The sequence below is a fragment of the Janthinobacterium sp. LS2A genome, assembly GCF_036543145.1.
Taxonomy (GTDB): Bacteria; Pseudomonadota; Gammaproteobacteria; order Burkholderiales; family Burkholderiaceae_D; genus Janthinobacterium; species Janthinobacterium aestuarii.
Genome location: NZ_JAZHPB010000001.1, coordinates 174,621 through 191,912, shown reverse-complemented (window position 1 = coordinate 191,912; position 17,292 = coordinate 174,621). Strand labels below are relative to the sequence as shown.

Genomic DNA, 17,292 nt, shown 5'->3' with positions numbered 1-17,292 from the left:
CGGCCGGGTTGGAAAATGCGGGTCAGCCCGCCGCATGCTGATGCGACAGGAACAGCGCGTCGAGCTGGTCGAGCAGCTGGTGCTCGAACGGCTCGATGGCGATGGCGTGGCGCGCCTGCCAGGCGAGGATTTCCGTGCTGGTGATGGGGTTGACAGCCATGCCGTTCTGCCGCTTGCGGTTCAGTTGCGCAAACCATTCCCACACGTGGGCCAGCTCGAACGGCATGGGTGGCGTCGCCTCCTCGGGCGGCGCGCGGTACAGCGGATGGCGCCGGGCGGCATCGATATGCTCGCCCTTGGCATGGCCATCGGCCGCGCGCGCGCCGCGCTCGAACTGGTGCCCGGCGTAGCGCAGCAGGCTGGCCGTCAGAGTTTCAAAAAATTCGACTCGTTTTCCAGCGCGGTGGTCACTTTTTCCTGCCAGGTCGGATACTTTTCAAAGGCCGCTTCCAGCAGCGCCGGATCGAGCGGCACGGGTGCGCCGTTGCTGGTGAAGCCGTACCAGCCCGTGACCACGGCCAGTGCCAGGCGCTTCTGGTTGCCGTCGATGGCTTGCACCAGCAGTTCCGCGCCTTCGTCGGTGGAGGCGTCGATGGCCGTCTTGCGGCGTGCCGATTTCTTGTAGCCTTCGGCGCGCACGGCGTTGTTGGCGACGCGGTATTGGTCGCTATTCTTGCCGACGATGGTCAGGCCGGCCACCGCTTCGCCGTCCGCATCGAAGATGACGGGCACGTCGAAGGTGACGGGCGTGACCGCCGCGTGGATATTGCCGATGTCGAAACCTGCCTGGATTTTTTGCGCGTTGTTCATGTGTGATGCTTTCTGGATGAAGTAGAAAAATATAAAAAAAAAGCCGCCATCGCGGCGGCCCCGGTGCAGGCGCTGGCTGCTTACAGCGCGCTGTCCTGGATGGTCAGGGTGGTCGCTTCATGCTGCGCGTCCGTGCCCTTGTAGCGCAGGACGTCGAAGGCGCAGGTGACGATCTTGTTTTTCTCGCCGTCGTCGATCTTGGCCGAGGTGATCTTGATGCGGCCCATGGCCAGCGCCAGCACGTCGGCTGCCGGCGCCGTGCCCGACGCCATGGCGTAGGCCAGCGGGATTTCCGTCTCGGACTTGAAGTAGTCGAGGTAGGTGGCGTCCTGCAGCAGCACCGTGAACTGGCCCGAACCCATCACCTTGCCGCGCGAGGCTGCCGTGGCGTACTTCGAGCCGATCACCGGGTCGACCTTGACCTGGCCGTCGAGCGAGACGGACATGCCGGTGCAGATCTGCGACGGGATGCCGTTCACCGACAGCATGGCCGTGGCGCCGGAGAATTTGCCCGTGCCCGGCGCGGCCAGCGGCGTGGCGAAATGCGGCACGGCCGTGGTCGGGCCTTCCGACTTGCCCATCAGGGTGAAGTCCAGGCTGGTGATGCCGTTCGGCTGCACGGCGATATCCATCTTGCTGACCAATTGGTCGACGAAGCTGCGGTGCACGCCGATGTTCGGGTCCTGCACTTCGGCCGTGAACCAGTCCGTGGTATGGCCGGTCAACGGGGTGAAGCTGCGCTTGCCGATGGCCGCCACGCCGACCGAGTCGCCGGCCGCCTTGACGATCATGGCCGAGCCGTCCATGAACTGGCCATTCAGGTTGGTAGCTGTCACCGACGTGACGAAGAAGTTCTTCGCGTTGTTGGCGGCCGCCGGTGCCGTCATGCCGGTGATGCGCACGACGCTGCCGGCGCGGAAGCCTTCGGCCAGCCAGGAACCGGCGCTGCGGGTCAGGCCGGAGGCGGCAGCGGCGATGGTCGTTTGCGCGGCAGCCACGCCGCCCGCCGTGAAGTCGCGGCGCAGCAGCGCGGCCATCAGCGGCGCATACGTGCCGCACGCAGCTTCGGCCTTGATGGCGCCCGTGGTGCGGAAGTTGCCCAGGCGGGTATCGCCCTGCTGCTGGCTGGCGTCGATTTCGGCGCTCGCGTATTTGTCCGCTTCCGTGTCGAAGGTGGCTGTCACGCGGGGATAAATCTGGCCGCCACCGGCGGCGGCCTTGCTGCCTTCGGCGCTTTGTTTGCTGATAACGATTACGCTGTCGATGCCGTTTGCTGTCAGTGCCATAAGTAATACCTTTCGTGGGATGAAAACCGCCGGGGCGGTCTTGTGGGAGAAACTGAAAAATGGGAGATAAAACGAAAAAGCCCGCGCGCGGTAAGGCGGCGGGCTGGCGTCCGGATGGCATGGGGGCATGCCAGATGGATGTTGGGCGAAGGGGCCATGAAGGCCGTTCGCTGCGCTGATTTCCCCTATCGGTGTCGCGCCGAAAGCGCGTCTATTACGAGTGGAGAAGCATGTGGTGTACTGCGGTATTGCCTGTGTTTCTGTTGCTGCGTGATCGAGACTCTATTCTAGGGGCGTTTTTTTCAGTGCCAGGCATATTGCAAAAAAAATTTCAGTGACCGAGACGGCGCATGGCGCGGGCGCCGTGCGACTGGAAGATGCCTTCCAGTTCGCTGACCATGTCCTTGATGCGTTCAAGCTCAAAGCCGCCGGAGCAGCTGATGGCCGCTTCGCCCCCACCGTGGCACGCCTTGCAAACGACAGGCGCGCCGGCCTGCATGGCGGCGACAACGCCCGTGCCGTGGCACACCTTGCATTTGCTGTCGAGCCAATGCGCGAGCGACGCTTCGGCCACGCGGCGGTACAAGGTATTGGCGGCCTGCGCATCCCAGGCCGTCTGCGCCTTGACCCAGCGCCGCGCGCGGCCCTTCTGCGTCACGGCGGCCGTCCAGGCACGCAGCAGCTGCGCCAGGTTGCCCGCATTGCCTTCGAACAGGCGGCTGACGGTGCCGTCCGCGTATTTGACGCGGCACAGCAAGGCGCCCATGTCGCCGGCCAGCGCGGCCGCCGCGATCACGTCCAGGTCGTGGTGGACGGCATCGTCGCGCAGGTTTTGCGACGACAGCGATGCGATGAATTTTTCTGCGAATCCCATGATATCTCCTCGTTCCTCGTTGATACTAATCGTTGTTACTTGCCGGGCCAAACAGCGCCGCCACCAGCGGATCGCGGCGCGCCGTGCCGCGTGCCCAGCTGGCCGTGCGACGCACCTGCGGCGGCAGCTCGGCCCAGCCGTCAACCTCGTCATCCTGCTCGCCCAGGGCGTACAGGGCGGGCCGCTGGCGTCCCGGCTCCGTGCAATGGCGCTGCGCCAGATGGATCTGCCCCATGCCGCACATGTGGCGCAGATAGCGGCTCATGGTGCCCGCATCGAGTCCCAGCAAGGCGGACAACTGTGCCGCGCTGGCCTGGCCCTGCTCGCGGATGTACTGCGCGATGCGGGCAATGTGCAGCTGCGACTTCTTGCTGCGTCCCTGTAACTGGCGCCCCTGCCGCGGCGCCGGCCTGCTTTCAACCAACTGACTGCTGTTCAACATCTGCCTGACCTCCCATGGTGTCGCCAACCGGCAGACGCTGTAGTGCGTTTGCGACAGGCAACAAGTGGACTTTATCAATCGCTAATGTTAAAGTCAAGCATTTGGTAATTTATCAAACGGTAAATTTCAGGTTTAATGTGGAGATGAATATGTATCAATACAGACGCGACCGCCTGCTGGCCCTGATCCGCGAGCACTACGACAACACGCGCAAGAAGATTTCCGACGTCAGCGGCTGGAGCGAGGCGCGCATCTCGCAAATCCTCTCGCCCACCTACCGCGAGGGACGCGCGTTCAGCGAAAAGATCGCGCGCAAGCTGGAAGCGGATCTGCAGCTCGATAGCATGTACTTCGACCAGGGCGCGGCGCCCGACCAGGCGGCCATGGCCGCGCGCGCGCTGGCCGGCGCGCAGCCCGTGGTGGTGGAAGATGGCGAGGATGCGCGTTTTTACCCGATCCGCAAGGTGAAACTGCGGCTGTCGGCTGGCATCACGGGCTTTGCCATCGAACCGGAAACGCACGATGGCAGTACCATCAGCGTGCCGCGCAGCTGGGTCGAGCGCAATGGCTACCACCCTGAAAAACTGGTGGCGATCAAGGTCAAGGGCGAGAGCATGGAGCCGGCCCTGTACGAGGACGACGTGGTGATCATCAATACGGCCGACAACCGGCCGGCCGACGGCATCGTGTTTGCCATCAATTATGAAGGCGAACCGGTGGTCAAGCGCATGGCGCGCGATATCGGCGAATGGTGGCTGACGTCGGACAACCCCGATCAGCGCAAATACCACCGCAAGCTGTGCCGCGGCAATGAATGCCTGATCGTGGGCCGGGTCGTGCGCAAGGAAAGCGACCGGATTTGAAAGCGAAATTTATCGATTGATAAACTTCGCTTTCATCGTGGCGCTTATGCCAGCGCTGTCTGGATCTGCTGCAGCGATGCCGGGTCATCCATCGACGTCAGATCGCCCGGGCTGCGTCCTTCGCAGATGGCCTGAATCGAGCGGCGCAGCAATTTGCCCGAGCGCGTCTTCGGCAGCTGCGCCACGAACAGCACGCGCGCAGGCCGCGCCACGGCGCCCAGCTGGCGGTCGACGACGGCCATCACTTCGCGTTCCAGCACCGCTTTCGCTTCCACGCTGTCGAAGCCTTGCGGGTCCTTCAGGATCACGAAGGCCATCGCCACCTGGCCTTTGAGCTTGTCTTCCACGCCCACGACGGCCACTTCCGATACGTTCGGATGGCTGGTGATGCTTTCCTCGATTTCACGCGTGCCCAGGCGGTGGCCGGCCACGTTGATCACGTCGTCCGTACGGCCCAAAATGAAATAATAGCCGTCCGCATCGCGCACGCCCCAGTCGAAGGTGGAATACACTTGCCGGCCGCTGAAAGTGGACCAGTAGGTGTCGACAAAGCGCGCATCGTCGCCGTACACGGTCTGCATGCAGCCCGGCGGCAGCGGGCCTTCCAGCACCAGCACGCCCTTCTCGTTGGCGCCGCACTCCTCGCCCGTCGCTTCGTTGAGCAGCTTGACCTGGTAGCCGTACATGGCCAGGCCCGGGCTGCCCAGGCGCGTCGGCGTGTCGGCCACGCCTTTCGCCACCGAGAGGATCGGCCAGCCCGTCTCCGTCTGCCAGTAGTTATCGATGATGTCCACTTTCAGTTCATCGGCGATCCATTGCGACGTGGTTTCATCGAGCGGCTCGCCCGCAAGGTACAGCGCTTTCAATGACGACAGGTCGTGCTTGCGCATCAGCTCCACCGGGTGCTTGCGCAGTACGCGGATGGCCGTCGGCGCCGAGAACATGCGCGTGACCCTGTATTTCTCGACGATGCTCCACCAGATGCCCGCATCGGGACAGACGGGCAAGCCCTCGTACAGGATGGTGGCCATGCCGGCGATCAGCGGGCCATACACGATGTAGGAATGGCCCACCACCCAGCCGATATCCGACGTGGCAAAGAAGGTTTCGCCTGGCTTGCCGCAGAAGTTGTACTGCATCGACGATGCCAGCGCCACCGCATAACCGCCCACGTCGCGCTGCACGCCCTTCGGTTTGCCCGTCGTGCCCGAGGTGTACAGCACGTACGACGGCTCGTTCGATTCGAGCCAGGTGACAGGTACCTGCGCGTCCAGATGCCGCTCGCGCAAGACCGCGTAATCGACGTCGCGGCCTGGCGCCAGTTCCATCGGCACGAGATGGCGGTCGACCAGCAGCACCTGTTGCGGCTTGTGCGCGGCGATGCGGATGGCTTCGTCGAGCAGCGGCTTGTAGGCGATCGCCTTGCCATTGCGCGAACCGGCATCGGCGGAAAACACCAATTTTGGCTGCGCATCATCGATGCGGCTGGCCAGGCTGTTGGCGGCAAAACCGCCGAACACCACGGAATGCACGGCGCCGATACGGGCGCAAGCGAGCATGGCAAACGCCGCCTCGGCGATCATCGGCATGTAGATCAATACGCGGTCGCCCTTGACCACGCCCAGCGACAGCAACATGGCGGCGCAGCGCTCCACTTCGCGCTGCAACTCGCGAAAGCTGTAGGTGCGCTCCGTGTTCGTTTCCGTGGAAATGGCGATCAGCGCGGCGGCATCGCCCTGGCTGTCCACCCAGCGGTCAACGGCGTTGTGGCACAAATTGGTGGTGCCGCCGATGAACCATTTGGCAAACGGCGGCCGGGAATAATTGAGCACTTGCGAAAACGGGGTATTCCAGTCGATCTTGTCCGCTTCCTCGCGCCAGAAAGCGTCTGGCGTGTCGATCGAGCGTTGATAAAAACTTGCGAAATTCATTTCTCCTCCGGTAGTTGTTGTTTTTCATGCTTCTTTACTTATCTGTTCATCTGCGTCCCCCGGCATGGCCATGCTGTTCAGCCAGCAGCTGCCTGGCAAACAATCCCGGCTGCGCCGCCACGCAACTGCCGCGTTCCTGCGCGATCCGCGCGCGGTTTTCCTCCAGTCTGGCAGCATCGAGCGGCATGCCGAACTGCCCGTCGTCCGGTGCAGTTTCCTGTGGCGACATCACCCGCCGCAGCACGATGTCACCCAGCGCCTTCTTGAAATGCCCCGCTTCCCAGTACCAGCGCGTGGCCTTGCTCCGCTCGTTGGCGGCGGGTATCGGCTCGCAGTTGTATGCGCCGTAACCGCTGAAATCAGTCAGGGAAATGTGCGCGTCCGGGTACCGCGCCCTGACCTCGCCAATTGCCAGCACCAGCTGGTCTTTCCACTCCTCGAACAGGGGCCACAGCCCCGCATCCTCGAACATGGCCAGCATTTGGGCGTGATACGGATAGATCACCAGCTTGATGTCGGCCTGCGTGGCCGCCATCGCCAGCAAGAAGGTGCGCAGCAACTGGAAGTCTTCGGTGGCGAGGCCGCGCGTCGATTTGCGGCCCAAGTTGGCGGCGCTTTCCCGCGCCCGTTGCGCGAACATCTTGTGATAGCCGTCCCGGCGCGCATGGGCGCCATAGTCGAGCAAGGGATTGAAGCCGTCGGCCGACATGGTCGCCGCCTCGCCGTCATGCTGGATGCGCAGCGTGTGCACGGCATCCTTGACGGAGGCCAGCGAAAAGAGCGCATCGAAGCGCCAGTCAGCGCGGCCATGCGCGGGCGCAGCGGCCGCTGGTGCTTGGCGTACGGCTGGCGCAACGGCGGGATTGAGAAAATCGATGAACTCCATGCCCACGATGACCGTGCGCGGCTTGACGCCAGCCTGGCGCAATTGCGCGAACTGGCTGGCGGATGTGGCCAGGCCGGTACCAGGAATCGCCAGGTTGTAGCCGGCGCCCAGCGCTGACAAGGCGCTGGCGCGCGGATCGAAGCCGATCTCGGCGCGCGAGTTTCCCAGGATGATGAATTGCGGCCGCAGACGCAGCGCATGTTCCTGCTTGATCTGGCTTTGGTAGCGGGTCAGGCCCGGCTTGACGGCATTGAAATGGTCGCGGCGCACGATCCCATACACGCCATACGGGTCGACGATGAACACAAAGGCGCAAACGATGATGGCCCCCGACACCAGCAGGATCAGCATCGTCAGCAGATAAAACCTGAATGGGGAGCGTGTCATGGCTTCCCCCTAGAACTGAAAGTACAGGAACTCGGCGGGCCGGTTCAAGGCCAGCGTGCTCGCCAGCGCCAGCGCGGCAATGGCGGCGGCCCACGCGGGCGACGCGCGCCAGGTCAGCCAGCGCAAGACGCCCAAGCCGCCCGCCCCTGCCGCAGCCTGGCCTTCCTGGAAATCGAGCGCCGGCTCGAAATGCCGCATGATTTGCTGCGTATTGGGCATGGCGAAAACCAGCATGGCCGCCATCGCGATCCACGTCCAGCTTTCGACAAACGCCATGCCGCCGCCCAGATAGAAGGACACGCCCATCGACGCGAGCACGGGCTGCGCCGGCAGCAGATAGGGAGCCAGCGCATCGGGCAAGGCCAGTCCGTAGCCGCCGCCCATGCCTGTTAATATTGTCAGGGCACTGTCCATATCGGAAGCGCGGAAGAAAACCCAGGCGATGCAAACGGCGGTAAAAGTGAGGCAAGTCGCCACGACATTGCCCGCACGCGTATCGGACGGCAGGTGAAGCGTGCGCGCCACCGTGCCCCAACCCTTGTGAATAGCCAGGTAAGCGCCATGCAGCGCGCCCCAGACGATGAAATTCCACCCGGCGCCATGCCACAGGCCGCCCAGCACCATGGTGATCATCAGATTCAGGTAGCGCCGCGCGGGGCCGCAGCGCTTGCCGCCCAGCGGAATATACAGGTAGTCGCGCAGGAAACGCGACAGGGTCATGTGCCAGCGGCGCCAGAATTGCGCGATATTGCGCGCTTTGTAGGGCGAGTCGAAATTGAGCGGCAGGCGCACGCCAAATAATCTCGACAAGCCGATGGCCATGTCGGAATAGCCGGAGAAATCGAAGTACAGCTGGAACGCGTACGCCAGTACCCCGCCCCAGGCGGCCAGCAGCGATGGCGCGGCCGGATCGCTGAACAGCGGTGCCGCATACGGGCCGATGTTATCGGCGACCAGTACTTTTTTCGCCAGCCCGATGATGAAAATCGTCGAGCCGATGGCCACATTCCTGGCCGAGAGCCGGAAGATCCGCTTGTCGGCGAACTGCGGCATCATCTCCTTGTGGTGCAGCACAGGGCCGGCGATCAGGTGCGGAAAATACGTGACAAACAGCAGATAGTGGACAAAGCGGCTTTCCCGCGCCTTGCCCTGGTAGGTATCGACCAGGAAGGCGATCTGGGTAAACGTAAAAAACGAAATCCCGATCGGCAACACCACGTGCAGGACGGGCATCGGTTGCGCCAGCAATTGCGCCAGGCTGGCAACGAAGAAGCCCGCATACTTGTAATAGGCGAGCATGCCCAGGTTGGCGGCGATGGCCGCGATCAACAGGCCCTTGCGGTGGCGGATGCGTCCCGGCCCAAGCAAGGTGGCGCAGCCGTAATTGAAGACAATGGAGCCGAGCAGCAACGGCAGGTAGCGGTAGTCCCACCAACCGTAGAAAAACAGCGAGGCGCCGGCCAGCCAGGCGGCGGCCCATGACTGGCTGCGCCGTCCCAGGATGAAAAAGCCCGCCACCGTGATGGGCAGATACGCAAACAGGAAGACGTAGGAGTTAAATAGCATCTGTTCACCAGTCAGGAAGCATGGGAGTGCGCCACCGCATACGCATCGCGGCTGACGCTCCCCCATTTTCCTTGTCGCTCTGTTTCTTTGCTAGCAGAAATATCAACTGATCTGCATGCGCATCCGCCTGTTTCGCCTGGCAGCTTAAAACGCGTCGCCGGGTACGCGCACGACACCTTCCATCAGTACGCGCGCGCTGCGGCTCATGATGGCCTTGGTGACGCTCCATGCGCCATCGGCCAGCGCCGCTTCCGCGCCCACCATCAGGGTGCCGGACGGGTGGCCGAAGCGTACCGAATTGCGGGGACCGCCGCCGGCCGCCAGGTTGACCAGGGTGCCGGGAATGGCCGCCGCCGTGCCGATGGCGACAGCGGCCGTGCCCATCATGGCGTGGTGCAGCTTGCCCATGGACAGGGCGCGCACCAGCAGGTCGATGTCGCCCGCTTCCACCTGCTTGCCGCTGGACGAGACGTAGCCGGCCGGCCTGGCGACAAACGCCACTTTCGGCGTGTGCTGGCGTTTCGCCGCTTCATCGAGGTGGGAAATCAAACCCATGCGCAGTGCGCCATGCGCGCGGATGGTCTCGAAACGGGCCAACGCGGCCGGATCGCCATTGATGGCGTCCTGCAGCTCCGTGCCCGTGTAGCCGATGGCGTCCGCGTCGACAAAAATCGTCGGAATGCCGGCGTTGATCATCGTGACTTTCAACACGCCGATGCCGGGCACGTCGAGGTCATCGACGAGGTTGCCGGTGGGGAACATCGCGCCACCGCCACCCTCTTCCTCCGCGGCCGGATCAAGGAATTCCAGTTTCACTTCGGCGGCCGGGAAGGTCACGCCATCGAGCTCGAAGTCGCCCGTTTCCTGTACTTCGCCATTTGTCATGGGGACGTGGGCGATGATGGTCTTGCCGATATTGGCTTGCCAGATGCGCACCGTGGCGATACCGTTTGCCGGCACGCGGGCGGCGTCCACCAGGCCGCTGGCAATGGCGAACGAGCCAACGGCGGCCGACAGGTTGCCGCAGTTGCCGCTCCAGTCGACAAACGGCTTGTCGATGGACACCTGGCCGAACAGGTAGTCGACGTCGTGCTCCGGCTTGGTACTTTTCGCCAGGATCACCGTCTTGCTGGTGCTCGAGGTGGCGCCGCCCATGCCGTCGATCTGCTTGCCATACGGGTCGGGGCTGCCGATCACGCGCAGCAGCAAGGCATCGCGCGCCGCGCCCGGCACTTGCGCGCTGGCGGGCAAATCCTGCAGGCGGAAGAACACGCCCTTGCTGGTGCCGCCGCGCATGTAGGTGGCGGGGATTTTGATTTGGGGGGTGTGGGTCATTAGAGTTCCTGCGTTGAATTGCTGATTAAACCCAGAGGCAAAGAGCTGGGGTCAGACCCGTCGGGTCTGCCCCCTGATTTACGTTGCATCAATCGTGAATTACGCGGCTTTCGAAGACTCGAGGAAATCCTGCGCAAACCGTTGCAGCACGCCACCGGCCTCATAGATCGACACCTCTTCCGCCGTATCGAGGCGGCAGGTGACGGGCACTTCGACCGTTTCGCCGTTCTTGCGGTGGATGACGAGAGTCAGGGTGGAGCGCGGCGTGCGCTCGCCGACGACGTCATAGGTTTCGCTGCCGTCCAGGCCCAGGGTCTTGCGGTTCACGCCAGCCAGGAACTCCAGCGGCAAGACGCCCATGCCCACCAGATTGGTGCGGTGGATGCGTTCAAAACCTTCGGCCACGATGGCTTCCACGCCGGCCAGGCGCACGCCCTTGGCGGCCCAATCGCGCGACGAACCCTGGCCATAGTCGGCGCCGGCGATGATGATCAAGGGCTGCTTGCGCTCCATGTACACCTCGATGGCTTCCCACATGCGCGAGATTTTGCCTTCCGGCTCGATGCGCGTGAGCGAACCCGCCTTCACTTTGCCGTCCTCGATGACCATCTCGTTCTTCAGGGTCGGGTTGGCAAACGTGGCGCGCTGCGCCGTCAAATGGTCGCCCCGGTGCGTGGCGTAGGAATTGAAGTCTTCTTCCGGCAAACCCATTTTCGCCAGGTATTCGCCGGCCGCGCTATCGAGCATGATGGCGTTCGATGGCGACAAGTGGTCGGTCGTGATGTTGTCGCCCAGGACCGCCAGCGGACGCATGCCCTTCAACGGACGCGCGCCAGCCAGCGCGCCTTCCCAGTACGGCGGACGGCGGATATACGTCGTCTGCGGACGCCAGTCGTACAGCGGGCTGACCTTGATGCCGTCGTCCGCCTGCGCGGCAAACATCGGAATGTACACCTTGCGGAACTGCTCCGGCTTGACGCTGGACGCGACGATGGCGTCGATTTCCTCGTCCGATGGCCAGATATCTTTCAACATGATGGCCTTGCCATCCGCATCATGGCCCAGCACATCCTTCTCGATATCGAAGCGGATGGTGCCGGCGATCGCATACGCCACCACCAGCGGCGGCGAGGCGAGGAAAGCCTGTTTCGCGTACGGGTGAATGCGGCCGTCGAAGTTGCGGTTGCCCGACAGGACGGCCGTGGCGTACAGGTCGCGCGATACCACTTCATCCTGGATCACGGGGTCGAGCGCGCCCGACATGCCGTTGCACGAGGTGCAGGCAAACGCCACGACGCCAAAGCCCAATGTTTCGAGCTCCGGCATCAGGCCCGCTTCCTGCAGATACAGTTCCACGGTTTTCGAGCCGGGCGCCAGCGACGATTTCACCCAGGGTTTACGCGTGAGGCCCAGGCGGTTCGCATTGCGCGCGATCAGGCCGGCGGCGATCATGTTGCGCGGGTTGTTCGTATTGGTGCAGCTGGTAATGGCCGCGATGATGACGGCGCCGTCCGGCATCTTGCCCGGCTCGTTCTCGACCACGCCGGAAATGCCGCGCGCAGCCAGTTCCGACGTCGGTACGCGGTTGTGCGGGTTCGACGGTCCGGCGATATTGCGCACGACGGACGACAGGTCAAACGTCAGCACGCGCTCATACTGCGCGTCGACCAGGCTGTCAGCCCACAGGCCCGTCTCTTTGGCGTACAGCTCCACCAGTTTCACCAGTTCGTCGTCGCGGCCCGTCAGTTTCAGATACTTGATGGTTTGCGCATCGATGTAGAACATGGCAGCCGTGGCGCCAAATTCCGGCGCCATGTTGGAAATCGTGGCGCGGTCGCCCAGGGTCAGGTGCGACGCGCCTTCGCCAAAGAATTCCAGGTAGGACGAGACGACCTTCTGCTTGCGCAAAAACTCCGTCAGCGCCAGCACCGTGTCCGTGGCCGTGATGCCCGGCTGCGGCCTGCCCGTCAGCTTGACGCCGATGATGTCGGGCAGGCGCATCCACGAGGCGCGGCCCAGCATCACGCTTTCCGCTTCCAGGCCGCCCACGCCGATGGCGATCACGCCCAGCGCGTCGACCATCGGCGTATGCGAATCCGTGCCGACCAGGGTGTCGGGATAGGCCACGCCGTCCTGCACCTGGATCACGGGCGACATGCGCTCGAGGTTAATCTGGTGCAGGATGCCGTTCCCCGGCGGGATCACGTCGACGTTTTTAAACGCCTTCTTGGTCCAGTCGATGAAGTCGAAACGGTCTTCGTTGCGGCGGTCTTCGATGGCGCGGTTCTTGGCGAAGGCGTCGGGGTCGAAACCGCCGCATTCGACGGCCAGCGAGTGGTCCACTACCAGCTGCGTCGGTACCACGGGGTTGACCAGGGCCGGATCGCCGCCCTGGGCCGCGATGGCGTCACGCAGGCCGGCCAGATCGACCAGGGCCGTCTGGCCCAGGATGTCATGACAGACGACGCGCGCGGGGAACCACGGGAAATCGAGGTCGCGGCGGCGTTCGATGAACTGGCTCAGCGAGGCATTCAATGTCGCCGGGTCGCAGCGGCGCACGAGGTTTTCGGCCAGCACGCGCGAGGTGTAGGGCAAGGTGGCGTATGCGCCTGGCTGGATCGCATCGACGGCGGCGCGCGTGTCGAAGTAGTCTAGCTGGGTGCCCGGCAAGGATTTGCGGTACAGGGTATTCATGGGGGTGCTCATTATTTGCGGTCCTTGATCGGCACGAATTCCAGGTCTTCCGGGCCCACGTAGTTGGCGCTCGGACGGATGATCTTGTTGTCGATGCGCTGCTCGATGATGTGGGCGGCCCAGCCCGAGGTGCGCGAAATGACGAACAGCGGCGTGAACATCGCCGTCGGCACGCCCATCATGTGGTAGGACACGGCCGAGAACCAGTCCAGGTTCGGGAACATGTTCTTGATTTCCCACATGACCGATTCCAGGCGCTCGGCGATGTCGAACATTTTCGTGGAGCCGGCTTCCTGCGACAGCGAACGGGCCACTTCCTTGATGACCACGTTGCGCGGGTCGGAAATCGTGTAGACGGGGTGGCCGAAACCGATCACCACTTCCTTGTTGGCGACGCGCTCGCGGATATCCGCTTCCGCTTCGTCCGGGTTGTCGTAGCGTTTCTGGATCTCCAGCGCCACTTCATTCGCGCCGCCGTGTTTCGGGCCGCGCAGCGCGCCGATGGCGCCCGTGATGGCCGAGTGGATGTCCGAACCCGTGCCGGCGATCACGCGGCTGGTGAAGGTCGACGCATTGAATTCATGTTCCGCGTACAGGATCAGCGAGGTATGCATGGCTTTTTCCCACGACGCCGACGGTTTTTCGCCATGCAGCAGGTGCAGGAAGTGGCCGCCGATCGAGTCGTCGTCCGTTTCCACTTCGATGCGCTTGCCGTTATGGCTGTAGTGGTACCAGTACAGCAGCATGGAGCCGAACGACGCCATCAGGCGGTCGGCGATGTCGCGCGCGCCCGGCGCGTTATGATCGTCTTTTTCCGGCAAGGTGCAGCCCAGCACGGACACGCCCGTGCGCATCACGTCCATCGGGTGGGCGGCGGCCGGCAGCGCTTCGAGCGCCAGTTTCACGGCCGACGGCAAGCCGCGCAAGGATTTCAATTTGGCCTTGTAGCCTTTCAGTTCGGCGGACGTCGGCAGCTTGCCGTGCACCAGCAGGTAGGCGATTTCCTCGAACTCGCAGCTGTCGGCCACGTCCAGGATATCGTAGCCGCGGTAGTGCAAATCGTTCCCGGTCTTGCCGACCGAGCACAGCGCCGTGTTGCCGGCGGTGACGCCGGACAGGGCGACGGATTTTTTAGGCTTGAAAGTGGCGGCTTGCGGTGCGTTCATTGATTTCTCCAAAAATTGACTAGTCTCGGTTGCATCACTGCGGGGCCGGCATGCGGCCCCTGCTTCTGTTTATTTCTTTTGCGCGGCGAACAGCGCATCGAGCTTCTGCTCGAAGTCGTGGTAATTGATCGATTCATACAGCTCCATGCGCGTCTGCATGGTGTCGAGCACATTCTTTTGCGTGCCGTCGCGGCGCAGCGCCTGGTAGACGTTTTCCGCCGCCTTGTTCATGGCGCGGAAGGCGGACAGCGGGTACAGCGCCAGGCCCACGTGGGCGCTGCGCAGTTCGTCCAGGGTGAACAGCGGCGTGGAACCGAATTCCGTGATGTTGGCCAGGATCGGCACGTTGACGGCCTTGGCGAAAGTGGCGTACATGTCCAGGTCCGTGATCGCTTCCGGGAAGATCATGTCGGCGCCCGCTTCGACGCAGGCGACGGCGCGCTCGAGCGCCGCTTCCAGGCCATCGACGGCCAGCGCATCGGTGCGCGCCATGATGACGAAGTTCGGGTCCGTGCGCGCATCGACGGCGGCCTTGATGCGGTCGACCATTTCTTCCTTGCTCACGATTTCCTTGCCCGGACGGTGGCCGCAACGCTTGGCGCCCACCTGGTCTTCGATGTGCAGGGCGGCAGCGCCGAACTTGATCATCGATTTCACGGTGCGCGCCACGTTGAAGGCGGACGAACCGAAACCCGTGTCGGCGTCGACCAGCAGCGGCAGGTCGCACACGTCGGTGATGCGGCGGATGTCGGTCAGCACGTCGTCCAGGCTGGAAATGCCCAGGTCGGGCAAGCCCAGCGAGCCGGCCGCGACGCCGCCGCCGGACAGGTAGATGGCCTTGTAACCGGCGCGCTTGGCCAGCAAGGCGTGGTTGGCGTTGATGGCGCCGACCACTTGCAACGGGGATTCTTCCTGGACGGCCTTGCGGAATGCGGCACCTGCGGAGTATTGAGTCATGTGTTCACCTTATGGGTTTCGGATGGTCCCGAATGTTTCACGGAGTGGGTATGAGCATCAGTATTGCAAATGCCGTGCCAGGCCCCTTCAGGCTGGGCGGAAAACGCCGAATGCAGAGTGAAAAGGCAGGCAAACGGCCACGAGGCCACGCACCGTGCGCTGTGACGCAGCGGAACAGCGATGTCACGTTTGGCGTCAAAAATGTTTCAATATTGTTTCATGAAACTTATTTTGAAACATTTATTGAAACACGAAACAGACGAACAGACAAGGCGATGAAAGCCCAGGTTGGCAAGACGCGCAATAAAAACAGCCGGCGGGCGCCGGCTGTTTTATACAATTGATACTACCCAGGGCAAACTAGGCCAGCCGCACCAGCGGATTGGCGATGATATTGTCGATCTGGCGCACGGCTTCTTCGCAGGCGGCGGCAATGGCGCCCTCCTCGTCGTCGCGCACGAACTGCATGGTCGAGCCTTCGAACACTTCCAGGCCTTCCGCCGTGGCGCGTTCGATGTCGCAACTGGCCGACCATTTGCCGTCGGTGGTGGGCACGGCCAGGGGAACGATTTCCCAGCCTTTATAGTGAATTTTAGAACTGCTATTCATGGGGTGCCTCCTTGGTGACTGACTCAATACTGGAAATCGTAGCATGAAGCGCGACTGGCAGCGACGTGTTTCACGCGCCGGCCATAGCCAGGCGCACTTTCGGGCTAAACGATTTACGCTGGCTCAAGGGCGCAGCAGATTATCCACTTCCGTCCTGGCCACTTCCAGGCCCGCCGTGCAAGCCGTCTCAGGGGCAGCGTAGCCGCCCAAGGTGCGGCTGCGCGTGATCGCCTGCGCTTCCGGCTCACCGTCGCGCTGCAGGCGGTAGGTAAAATCCCATAAGTCGTCGTTATCCTTTTGCGGGGTCACGGAAATCGTAAAACCGCGGTATTGTTCGCTGCGTGCAGTGATATCGTTCATGAAATCCTCCTTGGAAGAATGAGGTTAGCACGCGGCAAGACACAGGGTGCGCACGGTAGTCGCGCGCCTGGCTCGTTCGCTTATCTGTTTTTCGCATGTTAAATGTTAATTTTCAACATTTTTTGAACGAACTCTGGCGATATAATGTTATTCCCTGCCTGTCCCCTGCCGCCGTGATGACTCCACAAATCCAAGCTTTTTTCGACTCCGCCACCGCCACCGTCACCTATGTTGTCTACGAGGCCGATGGGCGGGACTGCGCCATCATCGACTCCGTGCTCGACTACGACCCGAAGGCGGGCCGCACCTCGACCGCCTCGGCCGACAAGGTGATCGCCTTCGTGCGCGAACACGGCCTGCAATGCCGCTGGCTGCTGGAAACCCACGCGCACGCCGACCATCTTTCCGCCGCACCCTATTTGCAGCAGCAACTGGGCGGCGACGTGGCCATCGGCGCCGCCATCCAGACGGTGCAGCAGGCGTTCGCGGCCGTCTACCACCAGGATGGCGCCAGGGCCGATGGCTCGCAGTTCGACCAGCTGTTCGCGCCGGACCAGGTATTTCATATTGGCCAGCTGGAAGTGCGCGCCCTGCACGTGCCCGGCCACACGCCGGCCGACCTGGCCTACCAGATCGGCGACGCCGTGTTTGTCGGCGACACCCTGTTCATGCCGGACGTGGGCTCGGCCCGCTGCGATTTTCCCGGCGGCTCCGCTTCCCTGCTGTACCGCTCCGCGCAGCGATTGCTGGCGCTGCCGCCGCAAACGCGGCTGTTCATGTGCCACGACTACCCGCCCAACGGCCGCGAGGCGCGCTGGGAAGTGACGGTGGCCGAACAGCGGGCCAGCAATATCCACTTGCGCGACGGCATCACGGAAGAACAGTTCGTGGCCATGCGCACCAGCCGCGACGCCACTCTCGACATGCCGACCTTGATCCTGCCCGCCATCCAGGTCAACATCAATGCAGGCAAGCTGCCCGAACCGGAAGACAACGGCGTGCGCTACCTGAAGATACCGCTCAATGCGATCTAGCCTGGTGATGTAGTTCCCTCACATGGCGTCAGACGCAACAACACAATGCACATGCTGCGTCTTCCGCCATGCCAGATCCCTCAGTACCATGT

At 63.0% G+C, this 17,292-nt stretch carries 17 protein-coding genes; 3 read left to right on the top strand and 14 right to left on the bottom strand.

The window, feature by feature from the left end:
* Positions 1–22: 22 nt before the first annotated feature.
* The 5 genes from V3C40_RS00905 to V3C40_RS00885 all read right to left on the bottom strand — a co-directional run bounded on the left by V3C40_RS00905 (position 23) and on the right by V3C40_RS00885 (position 3,412).
* Positions 23–262 (bottom strand): phage tail assembly chaperone, encoded by a 240-nt coding sequence (locus V3C40_RS00905; RefSeq protein ID WP_442907224.1) that lies wholly within the window; start codon positions 260–262, stop codon positions 23–25.
* A gap of 104 nt (positions 263–366) precedes the next feature.
* A complete protein-coding gene (locus V3C40_RS00900; protein ID WP_331776187.1) occupies positions 367–810 on the bottom strand; it encodes a hypothetical protein in 444 nt (147 codons plus the stop codon).
* A gap of 80 nt (positions 811–890) precedes the next feature.
* Positions 891–2,096 (bottom strand): phage tail tube protein, encoded by a 1,206-nt coding sequence (locus tag V3C40_RS00895; protein ID WP_072453204.1) that lies wholly within the window; start codon positions 2,094–2,096, stop codon positions 891–893.
* Positions 2,097–2,427: 331 nt separating this feature from the next.
* A complete protein-coding gene (locus V3C40_RS00890; RefSeq protein ID WP_034751879.1) occupies positions 2,428–2,970 on the bottom strand; it encodes a zinc finger-like domain-containing protein in 543 nt (180 codons plus the stop codon).
* Positions 2,971–2,995: 25 nt separating this feature from the next.
* Positions 2,996–3,412 (bottom strand): FeoC-like transcriptional regulator, encoded by a 417-nt coding sequence (locus V3C40_RS00885; RefSeq protein ID WP_070304771.1) that lies wholly within the window; start codon positions 3,410–3,412, stop codon positions 2,996–2,998.
* Between the two features lie 149 nt (positions 3,413–3,561).
* Between V3C40_RS00885 and V3C40_RS00880 the strand changes: the two genes are divergently transcribed.
* Positions 3,562–4,275 (top strand): S24 family peptidase, encoded by a 714-nt coding sequence (locus V3C40_RS00880; RefSeq protein ID WP_070304769.1) that lies wholly within the window; start codon positions 3,562–3,564, stop codon positions 4,273–4,275.
* A gap of 44 nt (positions 4,276–4,319) precedes the next feature.
* On the opposite strand, the gene V3C40_RS00875 is transcribed toward V3C40_RS00880, so the two are convergent.
* The 7 genes from V3C40_RS00875 to prpB form a co-directional block, all read right to left on the bottom strand.
* The gene (locus V3C40_RS00875) at positions 4,320–6,206 is read right to left on the bottom strand and encodes a propionate--CoA ligase (RefSeq protein WP_331776186.1); all 1,887 of its coding nucleotides are present in this window, start codon (positions 6,204–6,206) and stop codon (positions 4,320–4,322) included.
* Positions 6,207–6,252: 46 nt separating this feature from the next.
* The gene (locus V3C40_RS00870) at positions 6,253–7,479 is read right to left on the bottom strand and encodes a hypothetical protein (RefSeq protein ID WP_331776185.1); all 1,227 of its coding nucleotides are present in this window, start codon (positions 7,477–7,479) and stop codon (positions 6,253–6,255) included.
* A 9-nt stretch (positions 7,480–7,488) separates the two neighbouring features.
* On the bottom strand, positions 7,489–9,045 hold the full coding sequence (locus V3C40_RS00865) for an MBOAT family O-acyltransferase (protein ID WP_331776184.1): 1,557 nt from the start codon (positions 9,043–9,045) through the stop codon (positions 7,489–7,491).
* A gap of 144 nt (positions 9,046–9,189) precedes the next feature.
* A complete protein-coding gene (prpF, locus tag V3C40_RS00860; RefSeq protein ID WP_331776183.1) occupies positions 9,190–10,380 on the bottom strand; it encodes a 2-methylaconitate cis-trans isomerase PrpF in 1,191 nt (396 codons plus the stop codon).
* A 99-nt stretch (positions 10,381–10,479) separates the two neighbouring features.
* Positions 10,480–13,074 (bottom strand): Fe/S-dependent 2-methylisocitrate dehydratase AcnD, encoded by a 2,595-nt coding sequence (gene acnD / locus V3C40_RS00855; protein ID WP_331776841.1) that lies wholly within the window; start codon positions 13,072–13,074, stop codon positions 10,480–10,482.
* 11 nt (positions 13,075–13,085) lie between these two features.
* A complete protein-coding gene (gene prpC / locus V3C40_RS00850; RefSeq protein WP_035819899.1) occupies positions 13,086–14,240 on the bottom strand; it encodes a bifunctional 2-methylcitrate synthase/citrate synthase in 1,155 nt (384 codons plus the stop codon).
* A 69-nt stretch (positions 14,241–14,309) separates the two neighbouring features.
* The gene (gene prpB, locus V3C40_RS00845; protein WP_070304753.1) at positions 14,310–15,197 is read right to left on the bottom strand and encodes a methylisocitrate lyase; all 888 of its coding nucleotides are present in this window, start codon (positions 15,195–15,197) and stop codon (positions 14,310–14,312) included.
* A gap of 50 nt (positions 15,198–15,247) precedes the next feature.
* Here prpB and V3C40_RS00840 point away from each other — a divergent pair, with 50 nt between their 5' ends.
* Positions 15,248–15,541, top strand: coding sequence for a hypothetical protein (locus tag V3C40_RS00840; protein ID WP_331776182.1), 294 nt, complete (start codon positions 15,248–15,250; stop codon positions 15,539–15,541).
* Between the two features lie 16 nt (positions 15,542–15,557).
* Here the strand turns inward: V3C40_RS00840 and V3C40_RS00835 are convergent, their stop codons facing one another.
* Positions 15,558–15,806, bottom strand: a complete 249-nt coding sequence (locus tag V3C40_RS00835; protein ID WP_034751890.1) for a hypothetical protein — start codon at positions 15,804–15,806, stop codon at positions 15,558–15,560.
* Between the two features lie 123 nt (positions 15,807–15,929).
* Complete coding sequence (locus tag V3C40_RS00830; RefSeq protein ID WP_070220955.1) at positions 15,930–16,166, bottom strand: hypothetical protein; 237 nt, start codon at positions 16,164–16,166, stop codon at positions 15,930–15,932.
* Positions 16,167–16,342: 176 nt separating this feature from the next.
* Here V3C40_RS00830 and V3C40_RS00825 point away from each other — a divergent pair, with 176 nt between their 5' ends.
* Entirely contained in the window at positions 16,343–17,200 is an 858-nt protein-coding gene (locus tag V3C40_RS00825; RefSeq protein ID WP_219327205.1) for an MBL fold metallo-hydrolase, read from the top strand.
* Positions 17,201–17,292: the final 92 nt, after the last annotated feature.

Coding starts and splice junctions, on each gene's coding strand:
- V3C40_RS00830 (WP_070220955.1), bottom strand. CDS start 16,166: ATGAACGATATCACTGCACGCAGCGAACAATACCGCGGTTTTACGATT.
- V3C40_RS00900 (WP_331776187.1), bottom strand. CDS start 810: ATGAACAACGCGCAAAAAATCCAGGCAGGTTTCGACATCGGCAATATC.
- prpF (WP_331776183.1), bottom strand. CDS start 10,380: ATGACCCACACCCCCCAAATCAAAATCCCCGCCACCTACATGCGCGGC.
- V3C40_RS00835 (WP_034751890.1), bottom strand. CDS start 15,806: ATGAATAGCAGTTCTAAAATTCACTATAAAGGCTGGGAAATCGTTCCC.
- V3C40_RS00885 (WP_070304771.1), bottom strand. CDS start 3,412: ATGTTGAACAGCAGTCAGTTGGTTGAAAGCAGGCCGGCGCCGCGGCAG.
- V3C40_RS00890 (WP_034751879.1), bottom strand. CDS start 2,970: ATGGGATTCGCAGAAAAATTCATCGCATCGCTGTCGTCGCAAAACCTG.
- V3C40_RS00875 (WP_331776186.1), bottom strand. CDS start 6,206: ATGAATTTCGCAAGTTTTTATCAACGCTCGATCGACACGCCAGACGCT.
- V3C40_RS00825 (WP_219327205.1), top strand. CDS start 16,343: ATGACTCCACAAATCCAAGCTTTTTTCGACTCCGCCACCGCCACCGTC.
- V3C40_RS00880 (WP_070304769.1), top strand. CDS start 3,562: ATGTATCAATACAGACGCGACCGCCTGCTGGCCCTGATCCGCGAGCAC.
- V3C40_RS00870 (WP_331776185.1), bottom strand. CDS start 7,479: ATGACACGCTCCCCATTCAGGTTTTATCTGCTGACGATGCTGATCCTG.
- V3C40_RS00840 (WP_331776182.1), top strand. CDS start 15,248: ATGAGCATCAGTATTGCAAATGCCGTGCCAGGCCCCTTCAGGCTGGGC.
- acnD (WP_331776841.1), bottom strand. CDS start 13,074: ATGAATACCCTGTACCGCAAATCCTTGCCGGGCACCCAGCTAGACTAC.
- V3C40_RS00895 (WP_072453204.1), bottom strand. CDS start 2,096: ATGGCACTGACAGCAAACGGCATCGACAGCGTAATCGTTATCAGCAAA.
- V3C40_RS00865 (WP_331776184.1), bottom strand. CDS start 9,045: ATGCTATTTAACTCCTACGTCTTCCTGTTTGCGTATCTGCCCATCACG.
- prpC (WP_035819899.1), bottom strand. CDS start 14,240: ATGAACGCACCGCAAGCCGCCACTTTCAAGCCTAAAAAATCCGTCGCC.
- prpB (WP_070304753.1), bottom strand. CDS start 15,197: ATGACTCAATACTCCGCAGGTGCCGCATTCCGCAAGGCCGTCCAGGAA.